Genomic DNA, 23,303 nt, shown 5'->3' on the forward strand with positions numbered 1-23,303 from the left:
ATAATGATTAAGTGATTTGACTTTATATTGAGAAGAATCACACAATCATGGAATCGAAAATCACAGAATCAAAAAATAAATTATATGACGACTGCTTTTCAAAAAGTTTATACAAAGATCACCCAGATCACGAAAGCAACGTGTACGTTGAATGCCCAGGGCGTCGGGAATGACGAGCTGGCTATTGTAGACGGACGGTTGGCGCAGGTCGTGAAGATTTGGGGAAATGATATAACCCTTCAGGTGTTCTCCGGGACAGAAGGGATTCCGACGAATGCAGAAGTGACATTCTTGGGAAAAGCGCCTACTCTGAGAGTGGGAGACGATTTATGCGGGCGTTTTTTCAATGCCTTTGGCGACCCGATTGACGGGGGGCCTGCAGTTGACGGGGAAGAAAGAGAGATCGGGGGACCTTCGGTGAACCCGGTGCGTCGTAAACAACCGTCGGAATTGATTGCAACCGGTATCGCGGGAATCGACTTGAACAACACGTTGGTGTCCGGTCAGAAGATTCCGTTCTTTGCCGACCCGGATCAGCCTTACAACCAAGTGATGGCGAACGTGGCACTGAGAGCGCAGACAGACCGTATCATCTTGGGTGGTATGGGGTTGACGAACGATGACTACCTGTATTTCAAAAATTTGTTTGACAATGCCGGGGTGTTGGATCGTATCGTTAGTTTCGTGAATACCACGGAGGCACCGCCTGTTGAGCGTTTGTTGGTACCGGATATGGCATTGACGGCTGCCGAGTATTTTGCGGTGGACAAGAACGAGAAAGTATTGGTGTTGTTGACGGACATGACGTTGTATGCCGATGCTCTGAGTATCGTGTCCAACCGTATGGATCAGATCCCGTCGAAGGACTCCATGCCGGGTTCATTGTATTCCGATTTGGCGAAGATTTACGAGAAGGCCGTGCAGTTCCCTGCCGGAGGTTCTATCACGATCATAGCCGTGACCACGTTGTCTGGCGGTGACATTACCCATGCTATCCCGGATAACACCGGGTACATCACGGAGGGACAGTTGTTCCTGCGTAAAGACACGGAGATTGGTAAGGTTATTGTTGACCCGTTCCGAAGTTTGTCTCGTTTGAAACAGCTCGTGATCGGTAAGAAAACCCGTAAGGATCACCCGCAAGTGATGAATGCCGCCATCCGTCTATATGCCGATGCCGCTAACGCCCGGACCAAGATGGAGAACGGTTTCGACCTGACGGACTACGACCGCCGTACCCTAGATTTCGCCAAAGACTATTCCAACAGCTTGCTTGCTATCGATGTAAACATCAGTACCGATCAGATGTTGGATACCGCTTGGGATCTTTTCCGCAAATACTTTAACAAGGCGGAATTGGGAATTAAGCAGGAAATCGTGGAAGAGTTTGGAGGATTTAGTGATTAGGTGATTGACGATTCAGTGATTAATTAATACAGTTTATGAATCAGATAGAGTTTAAACGTAGAACAAAACAGTTGGGGTTAGCCGTGATCAGGATGACAGAAAAGTTTCCGGAGACACGGTTAGCTTGGGTCGTGAAAGATCAGATTTTACGTTCGGCTTTATCGGTTGGTGCTAACTATCGGGCTGTGTGTCGAGCAAAATCGGATAAGGATTTCATCAATAAAATGAGGATCGTTGAAGAGGAAGCGGATGAAACAGCTTATTGGCTTGAAATTATTGAAGAGTCTGATTTACTAAAATCAGATGATTTGAGAGAACTCAAGAGAGAAGTAAATGAATTAGTGGCTATGGTTGTGGCTTCTATCCGGACTAAAAGTATCGGGCTTAACAAAGAGCAGCAATCACAGAATCATTAAATCGCAAATCACAGAATAATTTAATAATTTGGTAAGGTGATAAAGTTTCAATATAATAAGACATCGCTTCAAGGGCTGGATAAGCAGTTGAAGATGCGAGTGAGGGCATTGCCTACCATCAAAAATAAGGAGTCAGCTTTGCGTTCGGAGGTGAAGAAGGCGAAACAGGTGGCGGATGAGTTTAATGTGAAGTTGGAAGAAACGCTGAATTCATTGAACGATATGCTGCAACTTTATGACGAGTATAAGGAAGACATACTTGTCGTGAAGGATGTCAGGATGTCGGTGAAAAAGATTGCCGGGGTAAAGACGCCTGTTCTCGACGGGGTGGATTATGAGGTGAAGGATTTCAGTTTGTTTAATCAACCCGGGTGGCTACTCGATGGTGTGGAATACATCAAAGAGGTAGTAAGTATCGCTTTGGAGAGGGAATTTTTCACCCGGAAAATGGAGCTGTTGGATAGGGCGAGAAAGAAAACGACACAGAAGGTGAATTTGTACGAGAAAGTGCAGATTCCGGGATTCCAAGAGGCGATTCGCAAGATCAAGCGGTTCTTGGAAGACGAGGAAAACCTTTCCAAGTCGTCACAGAAGATCGTGAAAACCCGTAAATTGATGGAGGAATAGCCTATGATAGTACCTATGATGAAATTGTCCCTGTTGATATTTTACAAGGAATATCAAACATTTCTCGGAGAACTCCGGGAAAAGGGAATGGTTCATATTCATGAGAATACGGAACGTACGGCAGAAGATACGGATCTACAGGCGAAATTGATGTTGATCAGGCGGACTGGGGAGATGATCACGCGCATGCAGAGTCGGAATGACGTGGAGCAGGTGGAAAAAGTGAAGGTGGATGACGAGCATTTGCTGGATTATCTGGAAGGTTTGTATAGTCGGCAGGATCAGATCGAGCAACAATTGGCAGGTTTGGAGAAGGACCATGCGGCTTATCGTCCTTGGGGAAAATTTTCCCGGGAGATGATCCAAAAACTGGAGACTGCCGGTTGGGAATTTCATTTCTTTTCCGTGCCGGAACAGAAGTATCAGCCGGAATGGGAAGAGATGTATGACGCTGTTATAATCAGCGAGATGATGGGACAGAAATATTTTGTTACTGTTACTCCTGCTGGGACAAGCGTGAACTTGGAGGCTGATCCTTATCTTTTCCCTCAAGCCACGGCAGAAGAGTTGGCAAAGCAAATTACGGCTTTGCGAGAGGAATCCGTGAACATCGGGAAAGAGTTGGATGCTGTTTCTCAGGATGCGATTGAACGGCTGAAAAAGTATCGTTTGAAGATTACCGAGGTGGCAGACAAGATTAAAGTGGAGGATGCCGCTCAACATCTGATTGACGAGAAAGTCATTGCTTTGGAAGGATGGGTTCCGGTGGAAAGAGAGACTGAAATGAGAAGTTTTCTGGAAACGAAAGATGTGTACTTCGAATTCACCCGGCCTACTCCGGAGGATGATGTTCCCGTGCAGCTGAAAAACAATGCTTACTCCAAGTTGTTTGAACCGGTAACGGAAATGTTTGCCCTGCCGCAATATAGGGAGTTGGATTTGACGCCTTTCTTGGCCCCGTTTTTCATGCTGTTCTTCGGAATGTGTATGGGTGATGGCGGCTACGGGTTGATCATCTGGCTGGCTTGTTTCATTATTGGCCGGAAAGCCTCGCCTTCGGTGAAGGGTTACCTTGTGCTGGGGCAATATTTGGGAATCATGACGGTTATTGTCGGCTTACTGACGGGTTCATTCTTTGGTATCGCTTTGGATTCCGTGGAATGGCCTTGGTTGGCTGGCGTGAAGTCACTCTTCCTGACGGAAGCGAACTACGGGAAATATCTGGGGGGATATAACCCGATGATGATTATCGCGGTTGCCGTGGGTATTATCCAGATTCTTTACGGGATGTGCTTGAATGCCGCAAGGTTAACGAAACAGTTTGGATTTAAATATGCGGTATCGACGTTAGGTTGGGTCGTTGCCATTATCCTGTTGGGCGTGTTGATCGGGTTACCGATGCTAAAAGTCGTGATCCCGGAAGGTTTGAAATACGTGCTTTACGCTTTGTTGGGCCTTTCCGCGTTGACGATTTATTTCTACAATTCTCCGGGAAAAGGGATCTTCTCTAATTTTGGGTCAGGATTGTGGGGAACGTACAACATGGCTACGGGATTGCTGGGAGACACGCTTTCATATATCCGGTTGTTCGCGATCGGGTTAACGGGAAGTATCTTGGGAGGTGTGTTTAACACGCTGGCTTTCCAGCTTACGGATGGACTACCGTTTATCGTGAAATTCATTGCCGTGTTCTTGATTCTGCTTGTCGGTCACTCGATTAACTTCGGGTTGTGTATGATCAGTTCTTTTGTACACCCGATGCGTTTGACCTTCGTGGAATTCTACAAGAATGCCGGATTTGAAGGCGGGGGTAAACAATACGCCCCGTTCAGAAAAAAAGTAAATGATTAAAAATAAAGATTATAAAAATAACAATTAAATAGATTAGAATTATGGAACCAATTTTATTAGCTTATCTAGGTGTTGCATTGATGGTGGCATTATCAGGAATCGGTAGTGCGTATGGAGTTACTATTTGCGGTAATGCCGCGGTAGGTGCTTTGAAGAAAAACCCGACTGCATCGGGTCAGTATATTGGTTTGTCCGCGTTGCCTTCCTCTCAGGGATTGTATGGTTTCGTGGGATATTTCCTGTTAAGTAGTTTCTTGACGAACGTGGATATGGGTTGGGGGCCTGCTTCAGCTATCTTCGGTGCCGGATTGGGACTTGGTTTAGTGGCTTTCTTCTCTGCTATTCGTCAAGCACAGGTATGTGCTAACGGTATCGTGGCAATCGGTAGCGGTTACAACGTGTTCGGAACCACGATGGTATTGGCCGTGTTCCCGGAGTTGTACGCCATCTTGGGATTGTTGGTATTGATCCTGATTACCGGGTTGATTCCTGCATAAGGGGATCCGGTCGAATAGATGATATAGGTGGGAGGTGTGGTCGTTTGTCACACCTCCCTTGTTCATTTTACAGATTACGATATTGTTCGGGAGACATTCCGGTTATTCGTTTGAAATACTTGCCTAGGAAAGATTGATCACAAAAATTCATCTCGTAAGCAATCTGCTTAATTGTCATATCTGAATGACGCAAAAGGATTTGGATTTCAAGAATGACATATTCTTCTATCCATTGTAAGGCATTTTTTCCACTGGTTTTTTTTATCGTTGTCGTGAGATATCTGGGCGTCAAGGATAGGCATTGAGCATAAAAAGCCACGTCTCGGTGGGTCTTGTAATGTTGGTAGATTAGTTCCAGAAAGTCATGTAACAATTTTTCGTGTTGTGATGTCGTTCGTTTTTGTGCCAATTGCTGTTTATAGACTTCTCCGACGGCATAAAACATGCTAATCACTAGATGTTTGATGATCTCATTTCGGTTTTCAGCATCCTTTAATTTGGTATGCGTGCGGATGATGGAAAAAAAATCCAGTAATGGTTTCTTCTGATCGGGTTCTATTGGAAGACAGGGGACGGTGCGGGTCAAGGCGTTGAATGCATGGGTGTGGAGTAATGTTTCTTCCCAGTATGCTTTGGAAAGAATGATCCCGACACATTTGAAGTCCTCGCTACGCTTAACGATACGCACGGCATGTTCGTGGGTGAAAACGAGAATATGATTTTCATCCATTCGCATAGGGGTAAGGTTTATTTCTACATCTAAAGTTCCGGCTGAACAGATGAAGATTCCGGTAAAATTAATCTTCACGGGATATCCCAGTGCTGGGAAAAGATCGTCTTCTTCCCATAAGAGAAAAGAGTTCGCCGTGGTTTCCTGCAAGCGTCGGGTGATGATTCTGAATGTGGGTTTTGTTTCCATGTCGTTCCTTGTTTATGGGTATAAAAATACCAATTATTGGGTTTATTTGGTCTATTTGTACGGAGCAAATCATACAAATAGACCAATAAAAGTAAAAAATATACCTTTACGTGTTTTCCGTCTGGTTTTATCTTTGTTATATAGATAATGTTTTATGTTTAAATGAAAGTGTATTATGAAGAGGAAATTGTTTACCGGGGGAATAGCTGTAATGCTTTGTTTGGCTATGAGTGGGAATGCCCAACAGAAAGCGACTTCTTACACAGAAAAAGAAAATATGGCGGTGAAAACTCGTTTGAATTTTAATAATCGGGCGGATTTTGAAGATGCGCATCGGGGGTTTATCGCGACATTGGAAGATGAAGCCATTAAAAATGAAAATGGAAGTGTTTCCTATCCTTTAAATGCGTGGAAATTTCTGGAAGGAGAAGCCCCGGCGACGGCAAATCCGAGTTTGTGGAGACAGTCTCAATTGAATGCCATTCACGGGCTTTTTGAGGTGGTTCCCGGGGCTATTTACCAAGTTCGGGGATTTGATTTGGCCAACATAACTTTTGTACGAACGGATCACGGATGGATTATTATTGACGCGACCACTTCGGAAGCGTCGGCCTTGGCCGGTTATCGTTTGGTTAAGCAACATTTGGGAGATTTACCCGTGCGGGCACTGATTATCACTCATCCCCATATTGATCATTACGGGGGAATGGACGCCATTTGTCGGGAAGTTTCAAATAAAGACATGAAGATCATTGTTCCCAAGGGATTTTATGAAGAAGCGTTGAGTGAGAACGTCATGGCGGGAACTGCTATGGGGCGAAGGGCTTCTTACATGTACGGGCTATTATTACCCCGTCATGCCGGGGGAAATATCGGGACCGGGTTGGGAACAACCAATTCCCGGGGTAAGAGTATGCTTGTGCGGCCAACGGATGAGATCGAAACCACGGGGGAACGTCGGGTGATAGATGGGTTGGAGATGGAGTTTATGTTTGTTCCGGAAGCGGAAGCTCCGGTGGAGATGATGATTTGGTTCCCGAAATACAAGGCTTTCTGTGCTGCCGAAGAAATTACGCATACGATGCATAATTTGTTAACCTTGCGAGGCGCCAAGGTTCGTAATGGTTTATTGTGGAGTAAGTATATTGATGACGTGATTGCTCGCTATGGGAATGACGTGGAGGTGACTTTCTCCCTGCATCACTGGCCTACGTGGGGGAATGAGAAGATAAATACTTACTGGGCCGCACAGCGAGATATGTACCGGTATTTACACGATCAAACCTTACGCATGGCAAACCAAGGATTGACTCCGAACGAGATCGCCGAACAACTTGTATTGCCTGTCGGGTTGGATTCTTTATTTGCGTGCCGGGGATATTATGGTTCATTGAGTCATAATGTGAAGTCTCAGTACCAAATGTATTTCGGGTGGTTTGATGGTAATCCGGCTAATCTGAATCCGTTACCCCCGGTGGAGTTGGGACGTAAATACGTGGAGGCGATCGGAGGGGGAGAACGAGTGATTGAAGTTGCCCGGAAAGCTTATGATGAGGGGGAATATCGTTGGTGTGCTACTTTGTTGAATAATTTAGTGTTTGCGGAACCTGAAAATCAAACTGCCAGACAATTACTGGCGGATGTGTATACGCAACTGGGATATCAGGCAGAATCTGGCCCTTGGAGAAACTTTTACCTCACGGGGGCAAAAGAGTTAAGAGGTGAAATTAATCGTCAGGTACCGAATTTGGTGAATGCTAGTTCTGTAAGTAATTTGGGTGCGGACATGTTACTGGATTTTTGTGCCATCCAAGTGAACGGGATGAAGGCTGGGGATAAACGTATTTGTATAAATCTGACTTTTAAGGATTGCGGAGAGAAGGCCATGCTACTGTTGAACAATGGAGCACTGAATCATCGGATGGGTTACACGGATGCAAGCGCATTGTTGAGTCTACAAGTGACTAGAAATGATTTTGCCCGCTTAATCTTAAAAGAGGTTCGTCCGGAAGAGTTGATAGATACGGGGAAAATGAAGATTACCGGGGATCTTAATGAGTTGAAGGTTTTGCTTTCTCTGTTGGATAGTTTTGATCCGATGTTTAATATTATAGAACCTTGACGGATGATTGTAAGAGAGAGATTGTCGTTTAAAAATAAACTTGTTAGACAGTCTCTCTCCGATGATAACATAAGACATAACAAAATTCAATTTTTGACGTATTATCATTAAAAAATGTTGTAGATGATGATATGGATAAAATGTTATACGTTGTTGTTCTTTTTAATTTGTTTAAATAGTGTTGGGTATACTGTAAAAATAGAGAAACGTTTGTTATATGACCGGCACACGCTACATGATACCTATAAATACAGGAAACAGGAACGACGATTTCAATGGGATAAGATATCGGCATTCCTTGATTCATTGATGGTCTTTCAGGAGAAGAATGACGGGTATGGGGTACTTCGGAATTATAAAAACGTGAACGGGATGCCACCCCTTTCGAGAAAATACAAAATTAACAAATATAAACAGACTCGGGATTCGTTCGGCGTGGATCGTTCTCAAGGAATTCCTTTATATCGACGGGGAAATTTTAGCGTGCCGGAACGTTATGGACGGGATGGGGCTTATGTTGCCGTGATTAGTGACAGTGCTGGTTGTTTTCAGGTGAGTTCGGCTACTTTTGCAGGGGGAATGGTATGTTCCTAAAAAATACATGAAGTTAATAGGGCCTCTTTCGATTAAAAAAGTTATATTTGTAGACCGAACGAATCAGAATATTGCAACTTTGGAACAAGAAGGAGCGACTTGGTTGGTGAGAAGTATGAATCCCGTGACGACGGGAGCTAATCGACCACCTTATCAAGAAGCCACACCACCGGGAATTTATTTTGTACAGCGGAAATTGTCGGAGATGCTTTACCTGAAGGACGGGACAGATGAGAAAGGTGGTTTTGCTCCTTATGCTTGTCGTTTTACCGGAGGTGCCTATTTGCATGGGGTTCCGGTCAATTATCCCGATAACAAGTTGATTGAATATAGTTGGACGCTCGGAACGACACCCCGGTCTCATATGTGCGTGAGGAATGCGACATCACATGCCAAGTTCATGTACGATTGGGCGGAGGTGGAAAAGACATTGGTAATTGTGTTTGATTGATATAAAAATAACTTTATGCGTGCGTTATCGCTTATCTTGATTATCGGGGGAATTTGTTGGGGATCGCTATCGGGGATAGCGGCAGAGAGGTCGTCTGTACCGAATAGTCGGGCGCTTTATCACGAGATAGCGTTAGCCGGAACGATTGATTATGCGGTGTTCGAGCGGGCTATCGCGGGGTACAACCGGATGGGCGGTCACGACAAGGACATCCTTACGGTGATTGATTTCACGAAACCTTCCACGGAAAAACGCTTGTTCGTGATTGATCTGAAACTGAAAAAGATCCTGTTTATTTCTTACGTGGCTCACGGTCGGAATAGCGGGGAGAAATATGCCACGTCATTTTCCAACCGGGAAGGCTCTTTCAAGAGTTCGTTGGGTTTTTACAAAACGGAAAACACGTATTACGGGAAGAACGGGTATTCTTTGGTGTTGGACGGTTTGGAGCGGGGAATTAATGACAAGGCGAAAGAGCGGGCGATCGTGATGCACGGGGCGGCATACGCAGACCCGTCAACCATTCGGTCATGTGGGCGGTTGGGGCGTAGCTTGGGATGTCCGGCATTACCATTAGCCGTGAGCAAAAAAATTATAGATACAATTAAAGGTGGGACCCTTCTGTATATTCATGGAGATGACAAAACTTACGCGAGCCTGAGTACGTTCATAAAACAAGATGAGGCACAGAAGGATCGGGCGGATATTTAATAACATTATTTTTTAGAGTAGATTATGATGACTTATGTTATACTTATTGTCACGGTTGTCGTGTCAATTGCTTGTTTTAACAATTATTCCCTGTTCAATAAATTGTCGTGTAACCCCTACCGGATGGTACATTCCAGAGAGTGGTACCGAATTATTTCTCACGGTTTTGTCCATGCCGATTGGACGCACTTGATCGTGAATATGTTCACCTTTCTCTCTTTCGGGTTATACGTGGAGAACCAGTTTGTCGCGTGGGGATTCGGTAGTTCCAGTTTCTTGATCCTGTATTTCGGGGGAATGGTGGCCGCTTCGGTCTATGACGTGTGGAAATACCGGAACAATCAATATTATTCTTCCATCGGGGCATCCGGTGCGGTTTCGGCTGTTTTGTTCACGGCGATATTTTTGCATCCTTGGGATAAGATTTACTTCTTTGCGATCGTTCCGATTCCCGGTATCGTGTTTGGTTTCATCTACTTGCTTTATTGCCAGTACATGGCAAAACGAGACGGCGATAATATCAATCATAATGCCCACTTCTATGGAGCAGTGTTCGGCTTGATCTTTCCCGTGTTACTGGAACCGAGATTATTACAGATGTTCATTCAGCAACTTTTAAGGCATTAATTGGCTTTAATAAAAAAGTCCTTATATTTGTGTCTCAATAGCAAAAAGATATGCGTGAGATAGATCAACGAATTTGTGAATTGTTGAGGGTTCGGAAAATAGAGGGGATGGAGCTTCTTTTTAAAGAGTACTACAAACCATTGGTGGTTTGGGGTGCTACTTTTGTGTCTGATGTTCAACGTTCAGAAGATATCGTGCAGGATTTTTTTGTCAAATTGTGGGAAAAGTCATTGACGGATAAATTATTCCCGGATTCGTTGAAATCTTACTTGTTTGCTTCTGTGCGCAATTTGGCGTTAAACCAATTGGAACGGTTAGATCCGTTAAAACAAGCTTGTGATATAGCGTATTACGAGAGTCCATGGGAAGAATATGATAACTTTGAAGAAGAAGTGTTTCAGCGAGTGGAAGTGGAACTAAAAAAATTACCACCTAGAACGCAAGAGATCATTCGTTGTGTCTATTTAAAGGGAATGAAATATAAAGAGGTGGCGGAAAAACTAGGAATTTCAGTTGCGACGGTCAATTCTCTTTTGGTAAAAGCATTAAAAAAATTACGACAACAATCTGATAATGAGAGTGAACTTGCAGTTTATTTATTTTTTCTTGAAAAAAGATTGTTTTCCAGTAAATGATTTTTGATTCTGAACTGTATTATAGTTGTAAAACTAATGACTATGATGGTTCAAGATGAAATAGACGAAAAGTTACTTTTGTATATTTTAAACGAAGCGAGTGATATCGAACGGGATGAGGTCGATAACTGGCTACGTGAGAGCAAAGATCACCAAGAGTACTTTAGAAAATTTCAGCGAGTACACTTGGAATTACAATGGGGTACGTATGCTTACGGAATGCAGCCGGACTTTAATACTTTACGTCGAAAATTGAAAACACGTTATAGTATTCGGATGTGGTATAGTGTGGCTGCCATTTTGGTTTTGATGTTAAGTGTAGGAGGTGTCTTTTTGTGGAATCGTGTTGATCAACCAGAACAATTAGCACAAGAAGTTTCTATTCAACCGGGAAAAACTCAAGCGGTTTTGGTGTTATCATCCGGGGAAAAAGTAAATATGGGAGCGGAAGCTTGTGAGTTGGAAGAGCGTGATGGAACTGCATTGCAAGTGAGCGAAAACGGTCAGATCGCTTATCATTCGGGTAAAGATGATAAAGTGGCAGAAGAAAAAGGAGAGGACGTCATGAATCGTTTACTGGTGCCTCGTGGAGGTGAATTTAGCTTAACCTTGGCGGATGGAACTTGTGTGTGGTTGAATGCAGAAACAGAACTTCTCTATCCGGTTCGGTTTAACGGAAAACAACGTGTCGTTCAACTGAAGGGGGAGGCTTACTTTAAGGTGGCAAAAAATCAGGATATGCCTTTCTTGGTTCAAGTAGGAGATGTTGCTGTCAAGGTTTATGGAACTGAGTTTAACATGAATACTTATGATGGGGTAGAGACCGTGTTGGTAACGGGGGCCGTGAGTATGAATCAAGGCAATCGGGAGGTGATGTTAAAACCGAATCAGAAGGGCGTATTTGATCCGTCAAAAGGAGAAATTCTGGTAGAAAATGTCAATGTATTGCCTTACGTGGCTTGGAAAAATGGTGATTTTATTTTTCAGAATGAATCTTTAGGTTCCATTATGGATAAATTGAGCCGATGGTATGGCTTGGAGGTATTTTATCAAAACGGGGAGTTGCGTGACGTACGATTATCTGGTAATTTGAAACGATATAAAGATGTGAAAGAGTTGTTCCATTCTTTTGAGAAGATTTCGGACACTCATTTTAAGGTGCAAGGAAATACTGTATTTATAAGTAAGTTATAAGAAAAGATGAAGATGTTTCCCTCATCTTCACCTTATTGAACAATAAATGAATGGGTCCATTGGCAAGCGGATTCCTATTCATCATGTGTAATATTTAACGACAAAGTTATGAAATCTAATTGGAAGTACGCTGTTTTTAGCGTGAAAAAATCAAAGACTTTTAAGAGTATGAGATTTTTCTTAATTTTCTGTTTCTTTTGTATTCCTGGAGTAATGGCAAATGGCTACTCGCAGGAGCAGGTTGTTTCTTTAAACTTGAAGCAGTGTGATGTGAATACATTGTGTCAGGAAATATGGAAACAAACGGGGTTACGTTTTATTTACAATGAAGAGCATGTTAAGGCACTTCAAGCGTTTAATGTGCAAGCAGATCACAAAACAGTACAGGAAGTGCTGGATGAAGTATTTAAAAATACCTCATTGCGTTATTTCTTTGAGAACGATATTATTTATATCGTGAACAAACAAAAAGATGAACCGGAGAAAAAGGAAGGAAGGTCTATTTCCGGGACGGTGAAAGATACCAAAAAAAATCCTCTTCCGGGGGTTACCGTGTTGATAAAAGGGACTACAGTAGGGGTGGTTACGGATGTAGACGGAAAATTTAAGATTACCTTACCCAAGGATACCGTGACTTTTGTTTTTTCATTTGTGGGGATGAAAAGACAGGAAGTAAAGTACACGCCGGGCAAAAAGTTAGACATTGTAATGGAGGATGATGTGGAGCAGATGGAAGAGGTTGTGATTACCGGTTACCAGAAAATTGACAAACGTCATTTAACCAGTGCCGTGACAACTTTGAAGGCTGATGATATTAATGTGGCCGGTATATCGACTATTGACAAGATGTTGGAGGGACACGTACCGGGTATGATTTTCATGCAAAATTCAGGTCAGGTGGGAGCGGCTCCGAAATTACGTATCCGTGGTTCTTCGACTGTGTTGGGTTCTCGTGAACCGCTTTGGGTTTTGGATGGAATCATTTTACATGATCCGGTAAATGTTGATCCTTCTCAAATTAATGATTTGGATTTTGTGAATTTGTTGGGTAATGCTATTTCAGGCTTGAATCCGGATGATATTGAGCAAATTGACGTGTTGAAGGATGCCTCTGCCACGGCATTATATGGTACGCGTGCAGCAAATGGTGTGATTGTGATTACCACGAAAAAAGGTAAGATCGGACCTCCTTCAATTTCCTACTCTTTTACCGGAAGTTTATCTCGTCGTCCAAGATATACGGATCGGGAGGTGAATGTGATGAACTCCAAAGAACGTATGGCTTTTTCTCGTGAATTGGTGGAGAAAGGAATCAAGTTTACAGCATTAAATTCTTGGGTTGGTTACGAGTCTGCGATTTATGATTTTTGGAATGGAAAAATGAATTATAATGAATTCCAAAAGACGGTGGATCGTTATGAAACGGTTAACACGGATTGGTTCGATTTGTTGACTCGGGATGCTTTTTCTCATAAGCATACGTTGAGTCTTTCCGGAGGTACTGATAATATTCGTTATTATGGGTCTTTGGGATTTAATGACGAGAAAGGGGTCAATAAGGGAGAACAAAATAAAACGTATTCAGCGGCATTGAATTTGACTGCTAATTATAATCGTTTCTCTGCCCGTTTTGCGTTTCAAGCTAACGTAGGAGAAAAAGAATATACTCCGTCAGATGTAGGATTGTTTAGTTATGCATTCAATACTTCTCGAACAATTCCGGCATACAATGAAGATGGGACGTTGTTTTATTACGATAGAACTTCCACGTTGGAAGGAGGTTCTAGCTCTACGCATCCTTTCAGTATTTTGAATGAAATAGAAAATACTTCAGACGAGATTCGTTCGAGTTCGTTGTCTGTAAATACTTCTGTCGATTATAAATTTACAGATTATTTAAAGGCTTCGGCCACTTTGTCCTATCAGGTTAGTAATACGAACGAGGAAACTTATTTTGGGGAAAAGAGTTTTTATGCAGCTTGTTTACGTGATGGAGGATTCACAGAACAGGGAAAAGTAGCAAATTACATGCCTTATGGAGGTGAATTACAATTGTTAGATTCTCGAAATAACTCTTATACGGCTCGTTTACAATTGGACTTCAATAAATTCTTGGATGAAAATCATATTCACATGATTACGGCTTCCGTGGGAGGAGAACTTTCTTCTTCACGTTACCGCGGTTTCTCGCAAACACGTCGTTGTTATATGCCGGAAAGAGGAGAATCTTACGCTCCCGTGGACGTGGCGGCTTATCCCCTGTACATGGAATGGTTGGCTAATGATGAAGCGGCATTAGGAAAACGTACAAACTCGTTAACGAACATGATATCTGGGTATTTCACGGCATCGTATAGTTATCGAGATCGTTATGTTTTGACATTCAACATGCGTGGAGATGCGTCCAATAAATTTGGTAGCAAGAGTAACGATAAATTCTTACCTATTTGGGCTATTGCGGGACGTTGGAATGTGAAGGATGATTTATTTGCCAATCGTAGTTGGGTGAATTTATTGGCAATGCGTCTTTCTTTCGGTTATCAAGGAAATATGTTGGACTCGCAAACACCCGAGTTGATCATTAAGAAAGGAACGATGAACACGCAATTCGGAAAATATGAATCGACCGTGAGTTCATTCCCGAATCCATTTTTGAAATGGGAAAAAACGGCTTCTTTTAATATTGGGTTGGACTTCTCGTTCTTGAATGATGCAATCAAAGGAACTGTTGCTTACTATTACAAAAAGACAAAAGATGCCTTTTTGAGTAAAACCATTTCCGAGATCAATGGTATTACTAATTATATGGTAAATAAAGGAACTTTGGAAAATCAGGGATGGGAGTTCGCTTTGAATTTTGTACCCTTTAATCCGCAGGGTGGGACGGATAGTTTTCGTTGGAGTATAGACCCACAGATTGGTCAGGTATTGAATAAATTGATAGCCAAAGCGATTAATAATCAAGAGAAAGTAATTCGTGATGAGGTAAAATATGCTGATTATTTGTCTGGTAACGTGGAAATTCCTGGACGCCCGTTGGATTCTTTTTACTCGTATAAATTCAAAGGATTGGATCCAATTGACGGCCGTCCCATGTTCTATGATGTGGACGTGGAAAATAAGGAAAAATTTGCGGATATGGATAAAGAAGAGGTGTATAAGTACGTGATGGATTATTCCGGATGTAGAGTACCGACGTTACAAGGAAGCATTTCCAATAAATTGTCATATAAACGTTGTGTATTAGCTTTTAACTTGGCTTATAGTTTGGGTTCCAAGATCCGTTTGTTGAAATTATACCCGAACGTGAATGGTTCTTATGGTACAATTGCTCCGCAGCCACACGAGAATGCTCGTCGGGAATTTTTGAAACGTTGGCAAAATCCGGGTGATGAGGCCTACACGAATATTCCGGGTATTTTATCGGGAGAAGCATTCCGTGCAACAATCGTTTCCAACTGGTGGTCGGGGTATTCTTACTCTTTTGCGGATAATATTTGGTCGATGTATGATAATTCAGATATACGTGTTGTGAGTGGTAATTATTTGAAATTATCTTCCGTGAGTTTTCGTTATCTTTTCTCGGAAAAAGTATTGAAAGCTTTACGTTTAAAATCGGCTTATTTTGAATTGACGGGAACAAACTTATTTACAATTAGTGCTAAAGAACTGAAAGGACAGGATCCAGCCACTCAATCCGGGTCGGCAAATACAATTAACATGAGCCTTCGTCCTACTTATTCTTGTCGTATTAACATCACTTTCTAAGTTTAGAGTTATGAAAAAGAAAATATTATATTGGATCGTGTGTTTGGGACTATTTACCATTTCGTGTGGTGATTTTTTGGAAGATTATTCTCAAGATTTGACCTATGCTTCTTCTTGTGCTGATTTGGAGGAATTACTTATCGGGAATGGCTACATGAAACAAAATGTGTCAACATCTTTTACGGTGACTGGAGACAATAGTTTTTCTTGTCCATGGATTCATGTTATGGATGATGATGCTATCGAACCGGATCGGAAACAACAATACTCGGGAGCTGTATATCAACTTGAAGAGTTTCATCATTGGGCAAAGAATCCGTTCCAGAATGAGGGAAAGACATTTGATGATGCTGCATGGAAAGATTGGTATGCGCGTATCGCTATCGCCAACGTGGTAATTCCTAAAGTTAATGATATGCTGGATGATCCGGAAGAGGAACGTAACCGGATAAAAGGGGAAGCACTTTTCTTGCGTGCAGGATTTTATTTCTTGTTGACGAATTTTTATGGACTTCCTTACCGGGAGGCTTCGGCAACCACGGATTTGTCTGTACCTTTAAAATTGACTGAATATATTGAAGATAAATATTATTCTCGTAATACGGTAAAGGAAGTTTTCGAGTCTATAGAGAATGATTTGAAACAAGCGGTCCTTCTTTTGAAAGGAGTAGAACAAACTACTGTTTATCAAGCAAACGAGGCTGCTGCCCGTCTATTGTTAAGTCGTGTGTATCTTTACATGGAGCGTTGGGAGAATGCCGTGGCTCAATGTGATTCTATCATGCTTCTGGATAAATACTCTTGTTTGGATTTTAATACGGTAGATGCGTCTAAAAGTAGTACGTATGCAGGTTCTCCCGAAACAATATTTTCACAAGGAACTTACAGTATGGATTTTATCATGTCTGAAACGAACTATAGTCCTTATTACCATTATGGTTGGGTGGTATCAGATGATTTGTTGAAAATCTATAACGAAAAAGATTTGCGTAGAAGTATTTATCATACTCCGACAAGAATGCCGGGAGTGGAGGGAACAACTGACGGAACTTTCCGTTGTATCAAGTTGAAAGATAAGAATAAAGATGGATACGTGTCTGATATGTTTCTGTTGCGTTATCCGGAAGTGATATTGAATAAGGCTGAGGCTCTTGCTATGTTAGGAAGGGAGAATGACTCTAAAGCTTGTCTGCAAGAGTTGAGAAGTAATCGATTCAAAGGGGCGGATTTGCAATCTGTGGTTGAAACGGGAGATGATTATATCACTTTTGTACGGGATGAACGTCGTCGGGAATTATGTTTCGAGGGACATCGCTGGTTTGATTTACGACGTTATGCCGTATCTACTACACATCCTTTTACGAAAGAGATCATTCACCCACATTATGACCGTTGGGCAGGTTCTGGTTCCGGTGTAGGGGATGAAAGAAATGAATATCAATTTACCGGGAATTATAGATTGAAAAAATATAACGAGGAAACGGCTTATGTGTTACCAATCCCCGAGTATGCCATGACATATAATAATGGTGCGTTAGTACAAAACGAGAGAGAAGATCGTAAAATAAATAACTAAGACTATGAAAAAGATAATATATGTATTAGGATTTGTTGTGTTGATGTGCATGGTAGCTTGTAGTGGCGAAGATGACTTGACTCCAAGTTCACTGGACAACAACTGGTGGGTAAATGTTGATAATCCGGATGATCCGTTGGATCACTTCATCTTTGGGGTATATGAACAATATAACGTTCCTATTTTCTATACAGATACCGTGGGGACACGGGAGGAGAAAGATGCTTTTGGCAATTCTATCATTTATTATGAGACCATTAAATTGGATTACACAATTTTAGGTGGAGTTAGTGATGCTAAAGTTGTAGAGTATTCTTTGTCAAAAAATCAGGAAGATATCATGGATGGAGTTGAATTTCTACGAGATTATGTGTTGCCCAAACTGCCGGATTATCTTCCAGCTCCGAAAAGTTATTTGTTAGTTGATACTTTGTGGCAAGGACTTGCAACAGGACAAGTGCGTTATTCTTCTGCTGCATATGCGGGAATGACTGCTGTTGCTGTTGGAAAGTTGGGTGAGATTAAGGAAATGACTGCTTCAGAAAAACAGCTTTTCGGTGGTGAAGTTTTGGCTGCACCTATTGCTTCAGATATTTATTCCGATTATAAATCCGATCTTGATGCTAAATTTTTCAAAGTTTTGACCCAGGATGTAAATCAATTTTATAGTTATGGGCAAAAGGTGGATATTAATAATACGAGTAAATATAACCCTTATTATGCGCCTTGTGAAGATTATGGTTTCTTGAAACCTGCTCAAGACAAGGAAATTATAGAAGGAAGTTTATATTATTTCCCTTCACGAGATCAAGATGTGAAAGATTATGTGGCTTTGTATTTAGGTTTCACGGAGGCAGAAGTACAAGAAACCTATGGAAATAAACCGCATGTTCTTAAAAAATATGGTCTTATAAAAGAAATTATAGAAAGACTGCAATAAATAAAAGAAAGTAATTAATAAATATCACAGTATGAAAATTGTATGTAAATTAATAGCATTGTTCATATGCTATTGGGGGATGTGTGCGCCCATGGTTTCTGCTCAAGAGAAAGAGAGCGTGGAGACTGATACAACACAACAGAAAAAAGGGTTACCTGAAATATCGGAATTTATCAAACCGGAGGCCGTTGTACATAAAGGAATGTTCAACGTGTACGAGCAGGATGATAAATATTACATGGAAATTTCCGATGCGATGATGGAACGGGAATTTGTCACGATGGTTTCTATTATCAAAGGGTCTGAGATGCCCAAGCCGACACCGACTCAAATGTATGGTTATGCGGGTGATGCCTTGTCTCACACGATTATCAGTTTTGAGAAAGGGCCGAAAGATAAAATCTTTTTGAAGAAACCATCTTATGGTTATGCTGTAACCGATACGACGATGGGGGTATATCAGGCTGTGAAGAACTCCACGTTGATTCCCGTGTTATACGTGTTCGATGTGAAAGCTAAGAGTGAAAACTCCGTGTTGATCGATATGACTGCGGCGTTGACGGGTGACAATGATATCTTTTCGTTGAAAGCTTCTGCTAGAAAATTGGGATTGGGAGGTTTTCAGGCAGATCGTTCTTATATGACGAAAACGAGTTGTTTCAAAAACAATATCATTTTCCGTTCCGTGAAGAGTTATGCTGCGGGATCCAGATCATTGCCTCCTAGTCCGGCAAATCCGAAGGGGGGGAGTGAACCAACTCCTCCTACGCGTTGGGAAATCGGTGTGTCCATAGCCCTCTTGCCTGAGGAACCCATGCGACCCCGGTTTGAAGATATCCGGGTGGGATACTTCACGAACATGAAATCGGATATGGGAGCTAATCCGTATAAAGCTGAACGGACGTATCTTGTTAGTCGTTGGAGACTGGAACCGAAACCGGAAGATATGGAAAAATATAAACGTGGAGAACTGGTTGAACCTGTAAAACCGATCGTTTTCTATATTGACCGGAATACCCCCAAATTTTTGCAACCTTATTTCGTTGAGGCTGTAAATTTGTGGCAACCTGTCTTTGAGAAAATCGGTTTCAAAAATGCGATTATCGGAAAGATGGCTCCAACCCCGGAAGAAGATCCGGATTTCTCGATGGAAGATGTGCGTTATTCCGTGATTTCCTACAAGGCTTCTTTGGTTCCTAACGCATATGGCCCTCATATGGCAGACCCGCGTTCGGGAGAGATTCTTTGTTCACACATTGGTATTTTCCATAACGTGATGGAGATGGTTCAACAGTGGTATTTCTGTCAGGCTGCGGCTTCTGATCCTAGAGTACGTCAATGTCCTATGCCGGAAAATGTAGTGGGTGACGTGATGCGTTTTGTTGTCGCTCATGAGGTGGGACATACTTTGGGATTGCGTCATAACTTTGGTGCTAGTAGCTTGTACCCGGTTGAAAAATTAAGAGATAAAGAGTACGTGAAAAAGAATGGCCACACGGCTTCTATCATGGACTATGCCCGTATGAATTATATTGCGCAACCGGAAGATCATATCGATGTGAAAGATTTGATTCCGCGCATTGGTATCTATGATGAATTTGCTATTGAATGGGGATATCGTTATTTCCCGGGTATGGACTTGAAGGAGGAAACGGAGTATCTTCGGAATTGGGTAACTCAGAAGTACAAAGAAGAACCGAAATGTATGTTTGGAACCGAATTGGATATGTCTGATCCCCGTTTCCAAAATGAGGATTTAGGAGATAATAGCATGAAGGCAGGCGAGTACGGTATCAAAAACCTGAAATTGATCATGAATAATCTGGAAGGCTGGACAAAGGGCGATGACGATGACGCTACTTACTTGAAAATGATGTATAATGGAGTTTTAAATCAATACATGTATTTCATCTCTCATGTTTTGAAAAATGTAGGAGGTCGTTATAGCGAGATGCCTTTACGTTCAAATGGTAAGGCAGAATCTCGAATGGTGGAAAAGGAACGGCAACAAGAGGCCATGGAATTTTTGACAAAACACGTGTTCACGAGTCCGGAATGGTTGTTCGAGAAACGGATTGTTGGCTTGTCGGGTATCGATAAATTGAGAACTCAGGGGAATATTCAACGATTCGTTATCCAGAACTTATTGCCAAAGACAGCCTTTTTGTCCTCTTGTATGGATTTATATGGACGTGAAGGAAATTATACCCCAGAAGATTATTTCAATGATTTGGAAAACGGAATTTTTTCAGATTTGAAGAATGGAGAGGCTATTCCGGCTTATCGTCGTGACTTGCAAATGGAATACCTTCGCCAGGTGATGGCAATTACACAATATTCGGAGGTTCGGAAAACTTCTAATTTGTTAACCCTGTTTACGTTGCAGTTGGAGAATATTGCTAAAACTGCCGAGGCGTATAAGATGAAGGCTCCGGACAAGGCTTCCGAGATGCATGCGGAGACAATCGTGAAGACGGTGGAAGCTTGGTTGAATGGAGAAAAAAGTGGTCTGTATCTAAAATAAAGCCAGGATGAGAAATTGTATATTAAGTATTGTACTGTGCCTTATGGTTTGCTTGCCTGGAATTGGGCAGGAGAAAAAGGCTTCGGAAGATAAAAAAACGACTGCGGCAGAGAAAAAGGGGCCCATGTCCTTTGATAAATTCTTTAAAAAAGGCATGAAGCAAGTGGATGCCACCTTCCCCGTGTACGAGTTGGATGATAAATACTACATGGAGATAGCAGAGAAATACCTTGGAAGGGATATGTTTATCTCCGGACAAATGGTGAAAGGTATCGGGGTGCGTGCTTCAGGTTTGGAATCTGCCGGGGTGGTAAATTTTAAGAAAGGCCCTCAGGATAAGCTGTATATGTATTGTGAGTTCGGGGGAGTCCGGGGATCAGAACAACAACCGGAAGTGGCCCGTATTCTAGAAGAAGAAACATTGTTACCGGTAGATGCCGTCTTTCCTATCGTGGCTTGGGGAAAAGATTCAACGGGCGTGATTATCGAGATTACCAACTTGATAAAAGGAACCGGGAATTGGTATCGCTTGTCAGATGAAGGAACCAGTGCTGCATTGAAAGGGAACAAACAATCCGGTGGTGGAGAAATGATTTTCGTGAATGAAGTGTTGAAAAAAAATCATGGAGTGAAGTTCACGCTGACCTGGATCGTGGATCAAAATGTTGCCGGGATTGAATGTCATGTCGATCTTTTGCCGGAAAGACGTATGCGAGTTCGTTATGCCGATGAACGGGTGGGGTACGAGACGTTGGATTATTATGATTTCGGAAGTAATCCTTACGGGATCAAAAAAAGAACGATCATTGCGAAATGGAATCTGGAGCCGAAGGATATGAATCGCTATGTCAAGGGAATTTTGACTGAACCTAAAGAGCCGATCGTGTTCTATTTGGATAATTGCTTTCCCAAAGAATTGAAAAAATATGCCAAAGAAGGAGTTTTGGAGTGGCAGTCTGCTTTTGAGAAAGCCGGGTTTAAAAATGCAATTCAAGTAAGAGAGGCTCAGAATGAAGACGAGATGACTTCGGCCAAAGCGGTCATTTCTTATAGTATCAATGCCGGGACCAATTCTACTTCTTTTGAACGGGATATTCGTACAGGGGAGATATTGGCATGTAACGTGAACCTGAATCACGTGACTCTTGGGGGGTATTTGGATACTTATTTTGCCCGTTGTGGGGCCATTGATCCTCGTATGGCAAAGAATATTTATGATCCTCATGTTGCTGGGGCAATTGTTCGCATGTTCGTGGCGAGACAGGTCGGTTTCGCTTTAGGATTACTTCCTAATGCGGCGGGTAGCTATGCTTATACCCCAGCCCAGATTCGGGATCGTAATTTCGTGAAAAAAAATAGTTTTTCAGCTTCTATCTTAGACGATTGCTCGTTCAATTTTATTGCTCAGCCGGAAGACAAGATGACCACGGATGAATTAATATACCACGTGGGGGTTTACGATCGTTGGGCGATTGAATGGGGATACCGGGTGTTCCCGAACAGTAAGACTGCCGATAACGATAAAAAATTATTGAAGAATTTGGCAGATAAGCGTTTGACGAATAAAACTCTTCTTTACATGAAAAATACCAGTTACGACCTGCGGGCGTTACCTTCGGATTTATCTTCCGATAAAATCGAGGCTTCCCGGTTGGGGATTCGTAATATGGAAAGGTTTATCAAGAACTTAAACAAACTCTCTGCCACGGAGGATTTGAAAGCGAATAATTGGCAAACTTACATGACCGGGGGACAAAATGCCTTGGGAATGTTGTACCAGAATCTGGTGTATAAGGTGATGGAGAACTTGGGCTCCCGGATGAAATTAGAACGGGATGAAGTTTTTGCTTCTAAAGAGTTGCAGCAACAAACCATGGAATTCTTAGCTGAAAATGTTTTTGCCGAACCACAGGAATGGATGTATGATGAGGTTTTGACGAAAGAATTTGGGATTGGGCCTAAAGGCATACGTTTTGGTTTGCAAGAGATTGTTTTTAGCTATTTACTGAATCCCAAAGTGATTGAAAACATGGAACGGGCTACCCGTGTGGAGGGAGATAAAGCATATTCTTTGATTGATTATTGGGAGGATATACGTCGTCTGATCTTTAAAAATTTTAGTAAAGACATGGTTTTGTCAGAGTATGAATGTCACGTGGAGAACATGTTTATCATGACTTTCATGGACTTGATGGTAAAACATATGGTTCTTTCCAATAATAACAAGTTGACAACTTACGGGGTAAATATGATTGCTTGGATAAATGATATTCATGAACAGGCAAAATTACTTTCGGAGCAACATGTTAATCAAACCGTGCGTGATCATTACAGAGCGATGATGTACCGGATAGAACAGGATATGAAATTAATAGCTTCTGTTACGAAGTAAAATGTTTAGTGTTTGTTTCAACAGATAAAGTAGACCGGGGATTTGATCCTCG

18 protein-coding genes are annotated in these 23,303 nt (G+C 42.1%); 17 read left to right on the forward strand and 1 reads right to left on the reverse strand.

What is annotated here, in order from left to right; genetic code table 11:
* Positions 1-84 precede the first annotated feature (84 nt).
* Genes R8806_RS17425 through R8806_RS17445 form a run of 5 tightly spaced genes read left to right on the forward strand, consistent with a single transcriptional unit; the run spans position 85 to position 4,798 of the window.
* On the forward strand, positions 85-1,407 hold the full coding sequence (locus R8806_RS17425) for a V-type ATP synthase subunit B (protein ID WP_118260753.1): 1,323 nt from the start codon (positions 85-87) through the stop codon (positions 1,405-1,407).
* Positions 1,408-1,442: 35 nt separating this feature from the next.
* Positions 1,443-1,823: a four helix bundle protein gene (locus tag R8806_RS17430; RefSeq protein WP_118260754.1), complete on the forward strand. Its 381-nt coding sequence runs from the start codon at positions 1,443-1,445 to the stop codon at positions 1,821-1,823.
* A gap of 36 nt (positions 1,824-1,859) precedes the next feature.
* Complete coding sequence (locus R8806_RS17435; RefSeq protein WP_027201693.1) at positions 1,860-2,450, forward strand: V-type ATP synthase subunit D; 591 nt, start codon at positions 1,860-1,862, stop codon at positions 2,448-2,450.
* Between the two features lie 3 nt (positions 2,451-2,453).
* A complete protein-coding gene (locus R8806_RS17440) occupies positions 2,454-4,301 on the forward strand; it encodes a V-type ATP synthase subunit I (RefSeq protein WP_124317786.1) in 1,848 nt (615 codons plus the stop codon).
* Between the two features lie 41 nt (positions 4,302-4,342).
* Positions 4,343-4,798, forward strand: coding sequence for an ATPase (locus tag R8806_RS17445; protein ID WP_027201691.1), 456 nt, complete (start codon positions 4,343-4,345; stop codon positions 4,796-4,798).
* Between the two features lie 67 nt (positions 4,799-4,865).
* Here the strand turns inward: R8806_RS17445 and R8806_RS17450 are convergent, their stop codons facing one another.
* Complete coding sequence (locus tag R8806_RS17450; protein ID WP_124317785.1) at positions 4,866-5,717, reverse strand: helix-turn-helix domain-containing protein; 852 nt, start codon at positions 5,715-5,717, stop codon at positions 4,866-4,868.
* Positions 5,718-5,892: 175 nt separating this feature from the next.
* On the opposite strand from R8806_RS17450, the gene R8806_RS17455 reads away from it, so the two are divergent.
* The 12 genes from R8806_RS17455 to R8806_RS17510 all read left to right on the forward strand — a co-directional run bounded on the left by R8806_RS17455 (position 5,893) and on the right by R8806_RS17510 (position 23,251).
* Entirely contained in the window at positions 5,893-7,839 is a 1,947-nt protein-coding gene (locus R8806_RS17455; RefSeq protein WP_124317784.1) for an alkyl/aryl-sulfatase, read from the forward strand.
* A gap of 123 nt (positions 7,840-7,962) precedes the next feature.
* Positions 7,963-8,433 (forward strand): hypothetical protein, encoded by a 471-nt coding sequence (locus R8806_RS17460; RefSeq protein ID WP_229782952.1) that lies wholly within the window; start codon positions 7,963-7,965, stop codon positions 8,431-8,433.
* A gap of 7 nt (positions 8,434-8,440) precedes the next feature.
* Positions 8,441-8,884, forward strand: coding sequence for a L,D-transpeptidase (locus R8806_RS17465; RefSeq protein ID WP_229782953.1), 444 nt, complete (start codon positions 8,441-8,443; stop codon positions 8,882-8,884).
* 15 nt (positions 8,885-8,899) lie between these two features.
* Positions 8,900-9,595, forward strand: a complete 696-nt coding sequence (locus R8806_RS17470; protein WP_124317570.1) for a murein L,D-transpeptidase catalytic domain family protein — start codon at positions 8,900-8,902, stop codon at positions 9,593-9,595.
* A 24-nt stretch (positions 9,596-9,619) separates the two neighbouring features.
* Positions 9,620-10,222: a rhomboid family intramembrane serine protease gene (locus R8806_RS17475; protein WP_124317569.1), complete on the forward strand. Its 603-nt coding sequence runs from the start codon at positions 9,620-9,622 to the stop codon at positions 10,220-10,222.
* Positions 10,223-10,272: 50 nt separating this feature from the next.
* On the forward strand, positions 10,273-10,857 hold the full coding sequence (locus R8806_RS17480) for a sigma-70 family RNA polymerase sigma factor (protein ID WP_124317568.1): 585 nt from the start codon (positions 10,273-10,275) through the stop codon (positions 10,855-10,857).
* 42 nt (positions 10,858-10,899) lie between these two features.
* Positions 10,900-12,051, forward strand: a complete 1,152-nt coding sequence (locus tag R8806_RS17485) for a FecR family protein (protein ID WP_164719761.1) — start codon at positions 10,900-10,902, stop codon at positions 12,049-12,051.
* 108 nt (positions 12,052-12,159) lie between these two features.
* Complete coding sequence (locus tag R8806_RS17490; RefSeq protein ID WP_221230325.1) at positions 12,160-15,819, forward strand: SusC/RagA family TonB-linked outer membrane protein; 3,660 nt, start codon at positions 12,160-12,162, stop codon at positions 15,817-15,819.
* A 10-nt stretch (positions 15,820-15,829) separates the two neighbouring features.
* Entirely contained in the window at positions 15,830-17,395 is a 1,566-nt protein-coding gene (locus R8806_RS17495) for a RagB/SusD family nutrient uptake outer membrane protein (RefSeq protein WP_151411540.1), read from the forward strand.
* 4 nt (positions 17,396-17,399) lie between these two features.
* A complete protein-coding gene (locus tag R8806_RS17500) occupies positions 17,400-18,335 on the forward strand; it encodes a hypothetical protein (RefSeq protein ID WP_124316416.1) in 936 nt (311 codons plus the stop codon).
* 31 nt (positions 18,336-18,366) lie between these two features.
* Positions 18,367-20,859 carry a zinc-dependent metalloprotease gene (locus tag R8806_RS17505; RefSeq protein ID WP_124316415.1) on the forward strand — a complete coding sequence of 831 codons (2,493 nt, stop codon included), beginning with the start codon at positions 18,367-18,369 and terminating at the stop codon, positions 20,857-20,859.
* A 7-nt stretch (positions 20,860-20,866) separates the two neighbouring features.
* Entirely contained in the window at positions 20,867-23,251 is a 2,385-nt protein-coding gene (locus tag R8806_RS17510) for a zinc-dependent metalloprotease (RefSeq protein WP_124316414.1), read from the forward strand.
* The last annotated feature ends 52 nt before the right edge of the window (positions 23,252-23,303 follow it).

The organism is Butyricimonas faecihominis (assembly GCF_033096445.1).
Taxonomy (GTDB): domain Bacteria; phylum Bacteroidota; class Bacteroidia; order Bacteroidales; family Marinifilaceae; genus Butyricimonas; species Butyricimonas faecihominis.

Coding starts and splice junctions, on each gene's coding strand:
- R8806_RS17445 (WP_027201691.1), top strand. CDS start 4,343: ATGGAACCAATTTTATTAGCTTATCTAGGTGTTGCATTGATGGTGGCA.
- R8806_RS17500 (WP_124316416.1), top strand. CDS start 17,400: ATGAAAAAGATAATATATGTATTAGGATTTGTTGTGTTGATGTGCATG.
- R8806_RS17490 (WP_221230325.1), top strand. CDS start 12,160: ATGAAATCTAATTGGAAGTACGCTGTTTTTAGCGTGAAAAAATCAAAG.
- R8806_RS17475 (WP_124317569.1), top strand. CDS start 9,620: ATGATGACTTATGTTATACTTATTGTCACGGTTGTCGTGTCAATTGCT.
- R8806_RS17495 (WP_151411540.1), top strand. CDS start 15,830: ATGAAAAAGAAAATATTATATTGGATCGTGTGTTTGGGACTATTTACC.
- R8806_RS17485 (WP_164719761.1), top strand. CDS start 10,900: ATGATGGTTCAAGATGAAATAGACGAAAAGTTACTTTTGTATATTTTA.
- R8806_RS17505 (WP_124316415.1), top strand. CDS start 18,367: ATGAAAATTGTATGTAAATTAATAGCATTGTTCATATGCTATTGGGGG.
- R8806_RS17510 (WP_124316414.1), top strand. CDS start 20,867: ATGAGAAATTGTATATTAAGTATTGTACTGTGCCTTATGGTTTGCTTG.
- R8806_RS17450 (WP_124317785.1), bottom strand. CDS start 5,717: ATGGAAACAAAACCCACATTCAGAATCATCACCCGACGCTTGCAGGAA.
- R8806_RS17455 (WP_124317784.1), top strand. CDS start 5,893: ATGAAGAGGAAATTGTTTACCGGGGGAATAGCTGTAATGCTTTGTTTG.
- R8806_RS17430 (WP_118260754.1), top strand. CDS start 1,443: ATGAATCAGATAGAGTTTAAACGTAGAACAAAACAGTTGGGGTTAGCC.
- R8806_RS17480 (WP_124317568.1), top strand. CDS start 10,273: ATGCGTGAGATAGATCAACGAATTTGTGAATTGTTGAGGGTTCGGAAA.
- R8806_RS17470 (WP_124317570.1), top strand. CDS start 8,900: ATGCGTGCGTTATCGCTTATCTTGATTATCGGGGGAATTTGTTGGGGA.
- R8806_RS17440 (WP_124317786.1), top strand. CDS start 2,454: ATGATAGTACCTATGATGAAATTGTCCCTGTTGATATTTTACAAGGAA.
- R8806_RS17425 (WP_118260753.1), top strand. CDS start 85: ATGACGACTGCTTTTCAAAAAGTTTATACAAAGATCACCCAGATCACG.
- R8806_RS17460 (WP_229782952.1), top strand. CDS start 7,963: ATGATGATATGGATAAAATGTTATACGTTGTTGTTCTTTTTAATTTGT.
- R8806_RS17465 (WP_229782953.1), top strand. CDS start 8,441: ATGAAGTTAATAGGGCCTCTTTCGATTAAAAAAGTTATATTTGTAGAC.